The organism is Pseudomonas sp. efr-133-TYG-23, assembly GCF_030209215.1.
GTDB classification, from domain to species: Bacteria; Pseudomonadota; Gammaproteobacteria; order Pseudomonadales; family Pseudomonadaceae; genus Aquipseudomonas; species Aquipseudomonas rhodesiae.
Window position 1 is genome coordinate 50,242 of record NZ_JARVSL010000023.1, and the last position, 15,192, is coordinate 65,433.

Genomic DNA, 15,192 nt, shown 5'->3' on the forward strand with positions numbered 1-15,192 from the left:
GCGTACCACCGGCGGATTGATCAGTGTTTAGACTAGGCGCGACAAAGCGTCGCGTCTAATTGCCAGTACTGATGCACCGATAGATGACGTCGATCAAGGCTCTATTTGCGATTTCTGATACAGCGCAAAGCACGCCTCGGCCAATGCCGAACGCGGTGCACTGCGACGCATGATCAGCCCCAGCCGCGCGAGGGTGTGGGCGTTTTCGATCGGTTGCAGGCGCAGGTGTTCGGTGAGGGCATCCAGCCCGCCCTCCAGGGGCATGACCGCGCAACACAAACCGCCATGCACCGCCTGCAATAACTGATGGACGGCATCGGTCTGCAGCAGCGGTTGTGGGTGCAGGCCGCGACTGTGGAAGTTGTGGTCGATGGATTGGCGAAAGTGCATGCCGCTGGTGAGCATGCCCAGCGGCAGTTCGATCAGCGCTTCCCAGCTCAACGGTGTGTCGCCGAAGCTGAAGAAACGCTGGTCATATAGCAGCCCCATGCGGGTTTCGCCCAGGGCCAGGGAGTCGAAGCGTTCCGTGTCGAGACGCTCCAGGTACGACACGCCCAGGTCCAGGCGATTGCTGGCCAGTTGTTCGAGGATCTGCTCGGAACTGAGCGCCGACAGCTCGAAGCGCAGGTTCGGATGCTCTTTATGCAACTGCTGCATCAGTGCCAAGGGATCGAAGCTCGACAACGGCACCACCCCCAGGCGCAACGTGCCCACCAGGTTGCCGCGACACGCTGCCGCTTCAGCCTGCAAACCGTCGTAGGCCGCCAGCACCGTCCGCGCCCACGCCAGTACCCGTTCGCCTGGCGCGGTAAAGCCTTCGAAGCGCTGGCCACGGTTGACCAGCGGCAAGTCCAGCTCTTCTTCCAGGCTGCGCAGGCGCATCGATAACGTGGGTTGGGTGATATGGCAACGGGCTGCGGCCTGGCCGAAGTGACGGGTCTCGTCGAGGGCGATGAGGAATTTCAGCTGTTTGATGTCCATCTTCGCTCCAGGGCTTATTCCAATGGCGGGGGGATTCTAGCGCGTTTGGGTCTTTGGTCGGTCTGGAACCCAAGTGTGCAGGACTGGTCTAGTCTTGGGCATCTGGAATTCATATCCCAAGGAGAGCGCACCATGAGTCTTTTTAGCTTTGTTAAGGAAGCCGGCGAGAAGTTGATCGACCTGTTGACGCCGGGTAATGCCAATGCCAGTGAGCAGTTGAAGGAACACGTGGCCAAGGTGGGTCTGGGTAATCCGAACGTGCAGACCAAGGTGGAGGGTGACAAGGTGATCGTCACCGGTGAAGTCGCCAGCCAGGAAGAGAAAGAGAAAATTCTGCTGGCGCTGGGCAACATTAAAGGTGTTGCGAGTGTGGACGACCAGATCACCGTATCCGGCCCGGTGGTGGCTGCCGCACGTTTCGTCGTTGTGAAAGAGGGCGACACTCTAAGTGCGATTTCTCTGGCGGTGTATGGCAACGCCAACCAGTACAACAAGATCTTCGAAGCCAACAAGCCGCTGTTGTCGCACCCGGACAAAATCTACCCAGGGCAGACGCTGCGTATTCCTGAGTAATACACGGAAGAAAGGTGGGTGGGGGCTCATCGCCCCTCTCACCTCAGAGACCGACAATAAGATCGCGGTAGTCACCGACCGCTGCAAACTCGCCAGTGTCTTTCGGCCCCTTCTTGCTATCCGGTTCTTTTACCGCCAGCAAATGCCTTACGCCAAACGCCCCGGCGCTGCGCAGGATCGGCAGGGTGTCGTCGATAAACAGACTGCGGGCCGGGTCGAACTCTATATCAGCTTGCAAAGCGTCCCAGAATTGCGGGTTTTCCTTCGCGAAACCGTAGTCGTGGGAACTGATCAACCGTTCGAAATAGGGCGCCAGCTCGATGCGTTCCAACTTCAACGACAGCGAGTCGCGGTGAGCGTTGGTGATCAGGATCACCCGCTTGCCGGCCTGTTTGATGGCCTGCAAAAACGTGTCGGCATCCGGGCGCAGGGCGATCAGGTGCGCGGTCTCCAGCTTGAGTTCGCGCACCGGGAGGTTGAGTTCTGCGCTCCAGAAGTCCAGGCAATACCATTGCAACTGTCCAGCGTTACGCTCGAACAGGGGCTGCAATTCCATCTCGGCCATGGCGCGGCTGACGCCATGCAGCTCGGCGTAACGCTGAGGCAGGTGTTCCATCCAGAAATGGTTGTCGTAATGCAGGTCCAGCAGGGTGCCGTCCATGTCCAGCAGGACGGTGTCGATGGCGTGCCAGGGCAAAGATGGCATGGGGCGTTCTCATGTAAGTAAAGATATCCGACACAGACAATCGGAAAAGCCACGGTATAGTAACCCGATCACGCCAAGGAGCCGCTTATGCGCCAGAAACCCACCGTCCTCGCCCGCGAAATAGTCGCCAGTAGCCGTTTGTTCCGCGTGGAGGAAGTGCAGTTGCGCTTTGCCAATGGCGTTGAACGGACCTACGAGCGCCTGGTGGGCCGGGGGAACGGTTACGGCGCGGTGATGATCGTGGCGATGATCGATGAGGACCATGCGTTGCTGGTGGAAGAGTACTGCGGCGGCACGGATGAATATGAAGTGTCGCTGCCCAAAGGCTTGATCGAGCCCGGTGAAGATGTGCTGGCGGCCGCGGATCGGGAACTCAAGGAAGAGGCAGGCTACGGTGCCCGGCAGTTGGAGCACATTACCGAGTTGTCGCTGTCGCCTGGCTATATGAGTCAGAAAATCCAAGTGGTGCTGGCTACCGATCTGTACGAAGAACGTCTGGAAGGCGATGAGCCCGAGCCGATGCGGGTGGACAAGGTCAATCTGCGCGAGCTGTCGAGCCTGGCGCAGAACGAGCAATTCAGTGAAGGTCGCGCCCTTGCCGCGTTGTACCTGGTGCGCGATCTGTTGACCCAGCGTGGAGCCTTCAACGCATGAGCGAACTGTTCCTGGGCCACCCGTTTATCGCCCCTGTCATTGAACTGGCCCGCCAGGCGGGTGAAGCGATCCTGCCGTACTGGCGCGCGGATGTGGCCGTGACCTCCAAGGCCGATGACTCGCCGGTGACGGCGGCGGACCTGGCGGCGCACCACCTGATCCTCGCCGGCCTGACGGCCCTGGACCCCAGCATCCCGGTGCTCTCCGAGGAAGATGCCGATATCGACCAAAGCGTGCGTGCCAGCTGGCAACGCTGGTGGCTGGTGGACCCGCTGGACGGCACCAAGGAATTCATCGCCGGCAGCGAAGAGTTCACCGTCAATATCGCGCTGATCGAACAGGGCCGCGTTGTGTTTGGCGTGGTCTCGATGCCCACCAGTGGCCGTTGCTACTTCGGTGGCGCGGGCCTGGGGGCGTGGCGTTCGGATGTCAATGAAGCCCCACGGCAGATTCAAGTGCGCCAAGCGCCGGCGGAGGGCGAGTGCTTTACGGTGGTGGCCAGTCGTCGACACACCAGCCCTGAGCAGGAGCGATTGCTGGAGGGGCTGAGCGAAGGGCTGGGCAAACTGGAGCTGGCGAATATCGGCAGTTCGTTGAAGTTTTGCCTGCTGGCCGAAGGCAGCGCCGATTGCTACCCGCGCCTGGCTCCGACCTCACAGTGGGACACCGCTGCCGCCCAAGGCGTGCTGGAAGGTGCCGGTGGCGAAGTGCTGGAGTTGAGCGGTGCGCCGTTCAGTTATCCGGCGCGGGAATCGCTGCTCAATCCGTTCTTTTTGGCGCTGCCGGCCAAGGCGGCCTGGCGTGAACGTTTGCTGAGCTTGGCGCGTTCTTAAGACCTCAAGCGAGCTGACTGTGGGAGCTAGCCCCGTCCCACAGTTGTTTTGTGTAGGGGGTTCTAGCGGTGCAGGACGTATTGGCCAGTGAAGGCGACCGCTCTTTCGTCACTGCCCTCATTCACGATCCAGGTGTCCAACGTCAACCGCGCCCGCCCATAGCGCTTGTAGGTGGCTAAAAAACGCTTCCACACCTTTTCCTCCGGCGCCTGGCAAATCACCGTGGCGTCCTGTGTCACCGGCAACGGATAACTGATCTGCCCCTCCTGAATCACGATATGCCCGTCCTCGATACCTTCCTCGCGCAACTGCAGGTGCAACCAACCCCAGCCCGCCAGCACCGCGCCGCAGTAGAGGCTGCCGCCGAACATGGTGCTCTTGTGGTTGATATTGGCTTGCAAGGGCAGGTGCAGCTGCAACTGGCGATCTTGCCAGTCGAGCACCTTGAGCCCCATTTCCCGGGTCAGGGGAATGTCATGGTGAAGGATGGATTCCAGGTAACGGCTGTCGCGGCTCATGGTGGCCTCTTGGCGGGTAGGAAGGGTCATTCGTCGTCGGCACTGTGCTGGGCGCTGTCGGCGAAGTTCAGCCCGTGCTTGCGTAGTTTGTCGTGCAAGGTCTTGCGCGGTACGCCGAGGGCTTCGGCGAGGCTGCGCAGAGAACTGTGGGGGCGGGCGAGTTCGGCGGCGATCAGGCTTTTTTCGAACTGTTCGACCTGTTCGCTCAAGCCGCCCGGCGTGGATGTCAGCACGCTGCCGGTGGGGTTGTCCGCCGAGCTGTCCAGGGCCAGCTCCAGGCCCAGTGCAAAGCGCTCGGCGGCATTCTGCAGTTCCCGCACATTACCCGGCCAGCTGTGGCGCAACAGCAATGCGCGCTGGCCCGGTTGCAGTTCGTGTAGCGGCAGGCCATGGCGACTGCTGGCCTCGTCGGCAAAGTGTTGGAACAACATCAGCGCATCCTCGCCCCGTTCGCGCAACGGCGGGATGCGCAGCGGCGCCACGTTGAGACGGTAATACAGGTCGGCGCGGAAGCGGCCCTGGTCGGCGGCCTGGCGCAGGTCTTCCTTGGTCGCGGCGATGATGCGGATGTCCAGTGGGATCAACTGGTTGCCGCCCAGGCGCTCTACCACGCGCTCCTGTAACAGGCGCAGGAGTTTGACCTGCACATCCAGGCTCATGCTTTCGATTTCATCCAGAAACAACGTACCGCCATTGGCAAACTCGAACTTACCGATGCGGCGCTTCTGCGCACCGGTAAATGCGCCGGGTTCATGGCCGAACAGTTCGCTTTCGACCACCGACTCGGCCAGGGCCCCGGCGTTGATCGCCACGAACGGCCCGCTGCGTCGGCTCGATAGATCGTGCAACGCGCGCGCCACCACTTCTTTACCGGCGCCGGTTTCGCCGAGGATCAGCACGTCGGCCTTGGTTGCGGCCAGGGCGCCGATCTGCTCGCGCAGGCGCAGCATCTGCGGCGAATGCCCCACCAGGCGCGTGCTCAGTTGCTGGCGGTCGCTAAGGGCCAGGCGCAGGCTGCGGTTGTCCAGCACCAATCGACGCAAAGCCAGGGCGCGGCGCACGCTATCGAGCAAAGCGTCGCTGGCGAAAGGCTTTTCGAGAAAGTCATAGGCCCCGGCGCGCATGGCTTGCACAGCCAGCGGTACATCACCGTGGCCGGTGATCAGCAACACCGGTAGATCCGGGTCCTGGCCGTGCAGCTCGGCCAACAGTTCCAGGCCGTCCATGCCGGGCATGCGGATGTCGCTGACCACCACCCCCGGCCAGTCCCGCGACAGCTGCGCGGTGAGGCCGGTGGCTTCGGCCAAAGGCAGGACCTTCAACCCGGCCAGGTCCAGGGTCTGGCACAGGGCCTGACGCAAGTGCGGGTCGTCGTCGATCAGCACCACCTGAATCTGGTTATCGATACTCATACACTGCGGTCCTCGGACGGTTGCAGACTGACGCCCGGCGAACCGGCACGCAATTTCAAAGTTAACAGCGCGCCGCCTTCCTTGTGGTTGGCAAACAGCAGTTCGCCGCCAAAGGCGCGCATCAGGGTTTCACAGATGGCCAGGCCCAGCCCAAGGCCTTGTGTGCGCGTCTTGGTGGTATAGAACGGCTCGCTGGCGCGGCCCAGGGCTTCCATGCAAAAGCCTGGGCCGTTGTCGCGAATGTACAGGTTGACGCCTTGCTCGGTGGTTTCGGCACTCAGCCAGAGTTTGCGCGGCTGGCCTTTTTCGGTCAGCGCGTCCAGGGCGTTGGCCAGCAGGTTGCCCAGCACCTGGCGCAGGCGGGTTTCGCCGGCCTGCACCCACAGCGTGGCTTCCGGCAGATCGCGGATCAATTCCACTTCCATCGAGCGGCGGCGCTTGGCCAGCAGCGCCAGGGCGTCATCGAGCGCCGGTTGCAGCGCCACGCTCTCGGGGGCATGGCGGTCGCGGCGGGCAAAGGCGCGCAGGTGGGCGATGATCGAGGCCATGCGCCCGGTCAGTTCGCTGATCAGCTTGAGGTTGCCGCGCGCGTCGTCGGTGCGCTGGTGATCGAGCAGGATCTCGGCGTTTTCGGCGTAGCTGCGGATCGCAGCCAAGGGCTGATTGAGTTCGTGGCTGATGCTCGCCGACATGGTCCCCAGCGCCGACAGCTTGCCGGCCTGTACCAGGTCATCCTGGGCGCGTACCAGTTCCTGCTGGGCGTGTTCGCGCTCCAGCACTTCTTGTTTCAGGCGTCGGTTAAGGCCTTCCAGGTCGCTGGTCCGTTCGGCCACACGCATTTCCAGTTCGCGGCGGGCTTTGGCCTCAAAGGCAATACGCTCCAGATAGTGGCGACGGCGCTGCATCAACAGACCGAGCAACAGCATCAACACCAGCAGTGCCGCGCCGCCCACGGCCACCACGGTGCGCACCGGGCGGCTGATCAAGGATTTCGGCGCGAGGATTTCCACGTTCCAGCCGGTTTCGGCGATGGCCGTGGACTGGCGCAACCAGGCGGTGCTGCTCAGGTTCAGCGGCTGTGGATCGCGGGTCGGGTAGGGCTGGATTGCGATGATAGCCTGCCGCTCTTCAGCGGTGAGCGGGCGCGTGGCGCGGAATCGCCATTGCGGGCGTGACGTCAGGATCACCACGCCGTTGTGGTCGGTGACCAGCAGTTGTTCCGGGGTGTTACCCCACAGGCTTTCGGTGTGATCCAGGTCCACCTTGACCACCAGCACGCCGATGACTTTTTCACCGTCGCGCACCGCCGCGGCGAAGAAGTACCCGCGCTTGGCGGAGGTGGTGCCCAGGCCGAAGAATCGACCCAAGCGCCCGGCCATGGCTTCACTGAAGTAGGGGCGGAATGAAAAGTTACGTCCGACGAAGCTGTCCTGTTTATCCCAGTTCGACGCGGCGAGGGTCTTACCGGTGGTGTCCATTAGATACATCACTTCCACGCCGGCCTGGGCCGCCACGTCTTTGAGCAGCAGGTTAGCGTTGGCCAGGTGGGTACTGACCTCGGGCGCCGCCAGCGCGGTGCGCAGGGCGGGCAGATCGCCGAGGATCTGCGGCAGTACTTCGTAGCGGTGCAGGGTACCCAACAGGTTGGCGACGTACAGGTCGAGGGTCTGGCGGTTTTGTCCGGCCAGCTCACTGCGATAGTAGCGCTCGGCCAGGTGTTCCAACGGCCACAGCAGCGGGGCCAGGCACAACGCCAGCAATGCGAGGCTGCGCCAGCGGGGTCGTCGCGGAAGAGGTGGAGTCATGGGAGTCGTGCGCCTGGGGGTACAGGCGCATTATGCCTAGTGCGGCTGTGCAAGACACTCGCGCAGTGCGTCCAGCCAATGCGGTTGGGCGACATGCCACTGTTGCTGCAAGCGGCTGCAGTCCAAACGCGAGTTCAGCGGGCGTTTGGCGGGTGTCGGGTAAGCGCTGGAAGGGATGGCCTCCAGCTCGGCGCAGGCTTTGCCGGTGGCCCGCAGATGCTCGCCGATGGCTTGGGCAAAGCCGAACCACGACGTTTCGCTTTGGGCCGTCAGGTGATACACCCCCCACGCGCCGGCGGCCCCAGCCTGCCAATGTTCGATCAGGGCGCGAGTGCTGTCGGCGATGGTGCCGGCCCAGGTCGGCGCACCGATCTGGTCGGCGACGATGCGCATCTGCGGCTTTTCCTGCAGCAGGCGTTGCATGGTCAGCAGGAAGTTCTTGCCGTGGTTGGAATACACCCAACTGGTGCGCAGAATCAGATGCTCGCCTCCCACTGCCGCAATCGCCTGCTCGCCGGCGAGCTTGCTTTGGCCATACATCCCCAACGGGTTCGGCGTATCGGCCTCGGTGTACGGCGCCGGTTTGCTGCCGTCGAACACGTAGTCGGTGGAGTAGTGGATCAGCGGCGCGCCCAGGGCCTTGGCCTCCTCAGCCAGAATGCCGGGGGCGATGGCATTGATGGCGAAGGCCACCTCCGGCTCGCTTTCGGCCTGGTCGACCGCCGTGTGGGCGGCGGCGTTGATGATCAGGCCGGGGCGGTGGGCACGGACCTGCTGGCGGATTTGGTCGACGTTGGTCAGGTCCAGTTGCTCGCGACCCAGCACGATCAGTTCGCCGAGCGGGGGCAGACGCTGCTGCAGAGCCTGGGAGACTTGGCCGTGTTGGCCGGTGATGAGGATTTTTAGGGCGCTGTTCATGGAAACACTTCGGCCTCATTAAACCGCACGCCGTTCTGGTCCTTGGTGGACAGGGTCGGCGGACTGCTCAACTGCCAATCGATGTTGAGCTCGCTGTCGTCCCAGCGAATGCAGCGCTCGGCCTGCGGGGTATAGTAGTCCGTGGTTTTGTAGAGGAACTCCGCGTAGTCGCTGAGCACTACAAAGCCATGAGCGAATCCAGGAGGTATCCATAGTTGACGATTGTTATCGGCTGACAGGCGCACGCTGACCCACTTACCAAAATTCGGCGAGCTGCGGCGGATATCTACTGCCACGTCCAATACTTCGCCTGCCGTCACACGCACCAACTTACCTTGGGCATGTTCGATCTGATAATGCAGGCCTCGCAACACGCCTTTTTGCGAACGGGAATGGTTGTCCTGCACGAATTGCAGTTGCAATCCTGTAGCCTGGGCGAAATCCCGGGCATTGAAACTCTCATAAAAGAAGCCGCGTTCATCGCCAAACACCTTTGGTTCGATGATCAAGACACCGGGCAGCTCAGTGGCGGTTACATTCATTTAGAATCCTTGGCGAGTGTGAACAAATACTGGCCGTAACCGGTTTTGCCAAAATACTTGGCTCGCTCAAGCAGATAATCTCGGTCGATCCAGCCGTTCTCATAGGCAATTTCTTCAAGGCAAGCGACTTTCAGACCTTGGCGATGTTCGATGGTCTGCACGTACGTCGAGGCTTCGAGCAAGCTGTCATGGGTGCCCGTGTCGAGCCAGGCAAAGCCACGCCCAAAGCGTTCCACATGCAGATCTCCACGCTGCAGGTACGCGTTGTTGACGTCAGTGATCTCCAGTTCACCGCGAGGCGAAGGCTTGACCGCCTTGGCGATCTTGATCACATCGTTGTCGTAGAAATACAGGCCGGTCACGGCGTAGCTGGACTTCGGCTTGGCGGGTTTTTCTTCGATTGAGAGGGCGCGGCCTTCGTTGTCGAAGTCGATCACGCCGAAGCGCTCCGGGTCTTTGACCCAATAGCCGAATACAGTCGCTCCGGACGGGCGATTGGCGGCTGTGCGCAATTGATCGCCGAAGTGCTGGCCATGGAAAATGTTGTCGCCCAGGATCAAGCAGACCGGGTCGTCACCGATAAACTCTTCGCCGATGATAAACGCCTGCGCCAGGCCATCCGGAGAAGGCTGTTCGGCGTAACTGAACCGCACGCCGAACTGGCTGCCGTCGCCAAGCAGGTTGCGGTATTGCGGCAAGTCCACCGGGGTTGAAATCACCAGGATGTCCTTGATCCCCGCCAGCATCAGCACTGAGATGGGATAGTAGATCATCGGCTTGTCGTACACCGGTAACAGCTGTTTGGACACACCCAGGGTAATGGGGTGCAAGCGCGTGCCGGAGCCACCGGCCAATACGATTCCCTTCATCATGCAATCAGATCCTTCGTGTCGGTGTTGCCCAATCGTTCGCCCTGATAACTGCCGTCCTGGACCCTGCGGCACCATTCCAGGTTATCGAGGTACCACTGCACGGTTTTGCGCAGACCGGTTTCGAAGGTTTCTTCCGGAACCCAGCCCAGTTCGCGTTCGATCTTGCTGGCGTCGATCGCGTAGCGTTGGTCGTGACCTGGCCGATCCTTGACGAAAGTGATCAGGTCGGTGAATTGCGCGACGCCTGCGGGCCGTTGCGGCGCCAGTTCTTCCAGCAGGGAGCAGATACCGCGCACCACGTCGATGTTCTTTTGTTCGTTATGGCCGCCGATGTTGTAGGTCTCGCCGACCACACCTTCGGTGACCACTTTCAATAGAGCGCGGGCGTGGTCTTCGACGAACAGCCAGTCCCGCACCTGCAAACCATCACCGTAGACCGGCAATGGCTTGCCCGCGAGGGCATTGAGGATCACCAGCGGAATCAGCTTTTCGGGGAAATGGAACGGGCCGTAGTTGTTCGAACAGTTGGTCAGCAGCACAGGCAGGCCGTAGGTACGGTGCCAGGCGCGCACCAAGTGGTCGGATGCGGCCTTGCTGGCTGAGTAGGGCGAGCTGGGAGCGTAGGGCGTGGTTTCGGTGAACAGGTCATCCACGCCGTGCAGGTCGCCATACACTTCATCGGTAGAAATGTGATGAAAGCGAAAGGCGCTTTTGGCCGGCTCGGTCAGCGTATGCCAGTAGGCACGGGCGGCTTCGAGCAGGCTGTAGGTGCCGACGATATTGGTCTGGATAAAATCCGACGGACCGTCAATCGAACGGTCGACATGGGACTCGGCGGCCAGGTGCATGATCGCATGGGGCTCGAAGCGTGCCAGCACGGCGCTGACGGTGGCCTGGTCGATGATATCGGCCTGGACAAACTCATAGCGGCTGTTGGAGGCGATGCTGGTCAGCGACTCCAGGTTGCCAGCGTAGGTGAGTTTGTCGAGGTTGAGCACTTCGTGATCAGTATTTTGAATCAGATGACGAATCAAGGCTGAGCCAATAAAACCGGCTCCGCCGGTGATGAGAATACGCATGTCAGGGGCCTTTTCCTTAGACGGACATAGAGCAAATGGGGCATAGCTTGGGTTGTGATGCTTGGCAGCGCAAGTGCGACACGCGTGGGGGTTGCTTAACCCCCCAAAACAATGGCGATATACACGCCTAAAAATCAGAGGCTCTGACCATGCTGCTCGCCACGTTGATCCATCGCGCCAGTCTACCTTGCCCGCAAGTAGGCCTCGATCAGGCCACTCAACTCTTGGCGCAGCACTATGGCCTTGCTGGCACTTTGCAGTCGCTGGGCAGCCAGCAAGACCTCAATTACAGAGTCGACACCCCCCATGGGCGGTTTGTTCTGAAAATCTGCCGGGGTGACTACGCGGCGTTGGAGCTGCAGGCTCAGCACGCGGCGCTGGGTCACCTGCAGGCGCACGCCGAGGTGCGTGTGCCTAAGGTCATCAAGACCCTGGCTGGCGATGAGTTGCTCACCTTGACCATCGGCGGGCAAACCCTGCATTTGCGGCTGCTGGACTATCTCGACGGCCAGCCGTTGACCCACATGCCGCACTTGGGTCGCGAGGTGATAGCCGGGTTCGGTGACCTGTGCGGCCGCATGAGCCTGGCGCTCGCGCCGTTCGAGCATGGGGGCCTTGAGCGCACGCTGCAGTGGGACCCGCGCCATGCTCCGGAACTGATCACCCACCTGCTGACCAGCCTGGAACGCCTCCCGCACCGTGACGCGTTGGAGCGCGTGGCCGCGCAGGTTCAAGCCCGAATTCGCCCTTTGGCCGAGCGCCTGCCGTGGCAAGCCGTTCACATGGATATCACCGATGACAACGTGCTGTGGCAGCGCGATGCCCAGCGTCATTGGCACATCCAAGGGGTGATCGACTTCGGCGATCTGGTTCACACCTGGCGCATCGCTGATCTGTCGGTGACTTGCGCGGCCCTGCTGCACCATGCCGAAGGCGACCCCTTTGCGATTTTGCCGGCGATCCAGGCCTGCCATGCCGTGACCCCTTTGCAACGCGAAGAGTTACAGGTGCTGTGGCCGCTGATCGTTGCGCGGGCGGCGGTGCTGGTGCTGAGCAGTGAGCAGCAGCAGCGCTTGGACCCGGATAACAGCTACCTGCTGAAAAATGCCGAGCATGAGTGGGAAATCTTCCATGTGGCGACCTCGGTGCCGTTCGAACTGATGGAAACGGCGATTTTGAGCAGCGTTGGCGAAACGCCGATGCCCATCGCCAGCCAGGATTTTGCCCCACTGTTACCGGAGCTGGTCGGTCGCGAATTTGCGTTGATCGACCTCGGGGTGCTCAGCCCGCATTTCGAGGCTGGCAATTGGGAGACACCCGGTGTCGATCGCAGGCTGCTGGACGAAGCAGCAGCAGTTCACGGGTTGGCGGCCAGCCGCTACGGGCAATATCGGCTGTCGCGCACCGTCCCTGACAGCGCCGCCGAGCCGGAGACCTTTCCCCTGCACGTCGAGCTGCATGTGCCCCACGGCACGGTGCTGGAAGCGCCTTTCGCCGGTACATTGCACCAGGACGCTGATGGGGTCGTGAGCCTGCAGGGCGTCGAGTCGAGCGTTCGCTTGATGGGGGTCAAACCCTCCCTCAAACCGGGTGCGCTGCTGGTCAAAGGGCAAGTGTTTGGCGAGGTTCAAGCGCCGCTGACCGTACAACTGTGCCGCGCCGATCTCGAACCGCCGCTGTTTTGCACGCCTTCGCGCGCATCGGCCTGGCAAATCCTCTGCCCGTCGCCTGCTGCTGTGCTGGGGCTGGCTTGCGACGCCGAGCCTGAACTGGACGCTCACGCTCTGCTGGCTCGCCGCGACGCCAGTTTTGCGCGCTCGCAAAAGCACTATTACACCGATCCGCCGCGTATCGAGCGGGGCTGGCGCAACCACCTGATCGACATGCAGGGGCGTTCCTACCTGGACATGCTCAACAACGTGGCGGTGCTCGGCCATGGGCATCCGCGCATGGCTGCGGTGGCGGCGCGGCAATGGTCGCTGCTCAACACCAACTCACGCTTTCACTATGCCGCCGTCACGGAGTTTTCCGAACGCCTGTTGGCCTTGGCGCCGGCGGGCATGGACCGTGTTTTTCTGGTCAACAGCGGCACCGAAGCCAACGACCTGGCCATTCGCCTGGCCTGGGCCTACAGCGGCGGGCGCGACATGCTCAGCGTACTGGAGGCGTACCACGGCTGGTCGGTGGCGGCGGACGCGGTGTCCACCTCGATTGCCGATAACCCCCAGGCCTTGAGCAGTCGTCCGGACTGGGTGCACCCAGTGACGGCGCCCAACACCTATCGCGGTGAGTTCCGTGGGCAGGACAGTGCCCCGGACTACGTACGCAGCGTGGAGCACAACCTGGCGAAAATCGCCGCCAGCAAACGCCAACTGGCAGGCTTTATCTGCGAACCGGTGTATGGCAACGCCGGTGGCATCTCGCTGCCGCCGGGCTATCTGCAACAAGTGTATGGCCTGGTGCGCGCCCAGGGCGGCGTGTGCATCGCCGATGAAGTGCAAGTCGGTTATGGGCGCATGGGGCGGTTCTTCTGGGGCTTCGAGGAGCAGGGCGTGGTGCCCGACATCATCACCATGGCCAAAGGCATGGGCAACGGCCAGCCACTGGGGGCCGTGATCACTCGCCGCGAAATCGCCGAAGCGTTGGAGGCTGAAGGCTACTTCTTCTCGTCTTCTGGCGGCAGCCCGGTAAGTTGCCGGATCGGCATGGCAGTGCTGGATGTGATGGAAGAAGAAAAGCTGTGGGAAAACGCCCAAGTGGTCGGTGGGCATTTCAAAGCTCGCCTGGAAGCCCTGATCGAGCGTCACCCGTTGGTCGGCGCGGTGCATGGGTCCGGTTTCTACCTTGGCCTGGAACTGGTTCGCGACCGGCATACCCTGGAGCCTGCCACCGAGGAAACCAAAATACTGTGCGACCGCTTACGGGAGTTGGGCATTTTCATGCAGCCTACCGGTGATTATCTGAACATCCTCAAGATCAAACCACCGATGGTCACTTCCCGCAGCAGCGTGGATTTCTTCGTCGACATGCTGTCGAAGGTGCTCGATGAACAGTTATAAATAGTCGATTCTTATCGATAATGAGGCCGGATGCTTCAAGCTAAAGCCTCTTAACTGCTTTTAAAGCCGATTTTTATCCGTTATAAAGTCGGCCATCACCCCTTCGGAGCACCGAACGCCATGACCACTTTGCACAGCACTCCCCGCGCCGATGGCTTCCATATGCCCGCCGAATGGGCGCCACAGACCCAGACCTGGATGATCTGGCCTGAGCGCCCGGACAACTGGCGCCTGGGTGGCAAGCCGGCGCAGGCGGCCCATGTGGCCGTGGCCAAGGCCATTGCGCGGTTCGAGCCGGTGACGGTGTGCGTGTCCGCCGGCCAATATGAAAACGCGCGGGCGCGTTTGGATGTGCCGAATATTCGCGTGGTGGAAATGTCCAGCGATGACGCTTGGGTGCGGGACACCGGCCCGACATTCGTGATCAACAACAGCGGCGAAGTGCGCGGCGTCAATTGGGATTTCAACGCTTGGGGCGGTTTCGACGGCGGCCTCTACGCGCCGTGGAACCGTGACACACAAGTAGGCGGCAAAATCCTTGAGATCGAGCGCGCCCCCCGTTACCGCACCGAAGGTTTTGTGCTGGAGGGTGGTTCGATCCACGTTGATGGCGAAGGCACCCTGATCACCACCGAAGAATGCCTGCTCAACCGCAATCGTAACCCGCACCTCGACCGCGCCGAGATCGAGGCGGTGCTGAGCGCCAATCTGGCGGTGGATAAAATCATCTGGTTGCCGGACGGCCTGTTCAACGACGAAACCGATGGCCATGTGGATAACTTCTGCTGCTACGTGCGCCCGGGCGAAGTATTGCTGGCCTGGACCGATGACCCACAAGACCCGAACTACGCGCGCTGCCATGCCGCCATGGACGTCCTGCAACGCAGCACCGATGCCCAGGGCCGCTCGTTTACAGTGCACAAAATGCCGATTCCGGGGCCCTTGTATGCCACCGAAGAAGAGTGCGCCGGGGTCGACCCGGTGGACGGTTCCCAGGAGCGTAATCCGACCGTGCGGTTGGCGGGTTCCTACGTCAACTTCCTGATCGTCAACGGCGGCATCATCGCGCCGAGCTTCGACGATCCGCTCGACCTTGAAGCCAAGCGCATCCTGCAGGACCTCTTCCCGCAACATGAAGTGGTGATGGTGCCGGGTCGTGAATTGTTACTGGGTGGTGGCAATATTCACTGCCTGACTCAACAGCAGCCTGCGCCGCATAAAAACTGAGTGCGGTTGTAAC

14 protein-coding genes are annotated in these 15,192 nt (G+C 61.6%); 5 read left to right on the forward strand and 9 right to left on the reverse strand.

Features of this window, described 5'->3' with window-relative positions:
• Positions 1-93: 93 nt before the first annotated feature.
• Positions 94-981, reverse strand: a complete 888-nt coding sequence (locus tag QRN41_RS16945; protein ID WP_034136496.1) for a LysR family transcriptional regulator — start codon at positions 979-981, stop codon at positions 94-96.
• 132 nt (positions 982-1,113) lie between these two features.
• Here QRN41_RS16945 and lysM point away from each other — a divergent pair, with 132 nt between their 5' ends.
• Complete coding sequence (lysM, locus tag QRN41_RS16950; protein WP_285421864.1) at positions 1,114-1,554, forward strand: peptidoglycan-binding protein LysM; 441 nt, start codon at positions 1,114-1,116, stop codon at positions 1,552-1,554.
• Between the two features lie 43 nt (positions 1,555-1,597).
• Here lysM and yrfG read toward each other — a convergent pair whose 3' ends face one another.
• Positions 1,598-2,260 carry a GMP/IMP nucleotidase gene (gene yrfG / locus QRN41_RS16955; RefSeq protein WP_034095373.1) on the reverse strand — a complete coding sequence of 221 codons (663 nt, stop codon included), beginning with the start codon at positions 2,258-2,260 and terminating at the stop codon, positions 1,598-1,600.
• A gap of 87 nt (positions 2,261-2,347) precedes the next feature.
• Between yrfG and nudE the strand changes: the two genes are divergently transcribed.
• Positions 2,348-2,914: an ADP compounds hydrolase NudE gene (gene nudE / locus QRN41_RS16960; protein ID WP_034095374.1), complete on the forward strand. Its 567-nt coding sequence runs from the start codon at positions 2,348-2,350 to the stop codon at positions 2,912-2,914.
• On the forward strand, positions 2,911-3,747 hold the full coding sequence (cysQ, locus tag QRN41_RS16965; RefSeq protein WP_285421865.1) for a 3'(2'),5'-bisphosphate nucleotidase CysQ: 837 nt from the start codon (positions 2,911-2,913) through the stop codon (positions 3,745-3,747). Before nudE ends, cysQ begins: the two co-directional genes overlap by 4 nt.
• Positions 3,748-3,809: 62 nt before the next feature.
• Here cysQ and QRN41_RS16970 read toward each other — a convergent pair whose 3' ends face one another.
• The 7 genes from QRN41_RS16970 to rfbB are packed head-to-tail and all read right to left on the reverse strand — an operon-like array spanning position 3,810 to position 10,893.
• A complete protein-coding gene (locus QRN41_RS16970; protein WP_094066146.1) occupies positions 3,810-4,265 on the reverse strand; it encodes a thioesterase domain-containing protein in 456 nt (151 codons plus the stop codon).
• Positions 4,266-4,291: 26 nt separating this feature from the next.
• A complete protein-coding gene (locus tag QRN41_RS16975) occupies positions 4,292-5,677 on the reverse strand; it encodes a sigma-54-dependent transcriptional regulator (protein ID WP_034136500.1) in 1,386 nt (461 codons plus the stop codon).
• On the reverse strand, positions 5,674-7,482 hold the full coding sequence (locus QRN41_RS16980; RefSeq protein WP_123478606.1) for a sensor histidine kinase: 1,809 nt from the start codon (positions 7,480-7,482) through the stop codon (positions 5,674-5,676). Before QRN41_RS16980 ends, QRN41_RS16975 begins: the two co-directional genes overlap by 4 nt.
• A gap of 36 nt (positions 7,483-7,518) precedes the next feature.
• Entirely contained in the window at positions 7,519-8,400 is an 882-nt protein-coding gene (rfbD, locus tag QRN41_RS16985) for a dTDP-4-dehydrorhamnose reductase (protein ID WP_285421866.1), read from the reverse strand.
• Positions 8,397-8,942 (reverse strand): dTDP-4-dehydrorhamnose 3,5-epimerase, encoded by a 546-nt coding sequence (rfbC, locus tag QRN41_RS16990; protein ID WP_169868576.1) that lies wholly within the window; start codon positions 8,940-8,942, stop codon positions 8,397-8,399. The genes rfbD and rfbC overlap by 4 nt, the downstream gene beginning before the upstream one ends.
• Positions 8,939-9,814, reverse strand: a complete 876-nt coding sequence (gene rfbA, locus QRN41_RS16995) for a glucose-1-phosphate thymidylyltransferase RfbA (protein WP_285421867.1) — start codon at positions 9,812-9,814, stop codon at positions 8,939-8,941. Before rfbA ends, rfbC begins: the two co-directional genes overlap by 4 nt.
• Positions 9,811-10,893, reverse strand: a complete 1,083-nt coding sequence (rfbB, locus tag QRN41_RS17000) for a dTDP-glucose 4,6-dehydratase (RefSeq protein WP_285421868.1) — start codon at positions 10,891-10,893, stop codon at positions 9,811-9,813. The genes rfbA and rfbB overlap by 4 nt, the downstream gene beginning before the upstream one ends.
• Before the next feature lie 149 nt (positions 10,894-11,042).
• On the opposite strand from rfbB, the gene QRN41_RS17005 reads away from it, so the two are divergent.
• A complete protein-coding gene (locus QRN41_RS17005) occupies positions 11,043-13,952 on the forward strand; it encodes an aminotransferase (protein WP_285421869.1) in 2,910 nt (969 codons plus the stop codon).
• Positions 13,953-14,072: 120 nt separating this feature from the next.
• Complete coding sequence (aguA, locus tag QRN41_RS17010; RefSeq protein ID WP_040265321.1) at positions 14,073-15,179, forward strand: agmatine deiminase; 1,107 nt, start codon at positions 14,073-14,075, stop codon at positions 15,177-15,179.
• Positions 15,180-15,192: the final 13 nt, after the last annotated feature.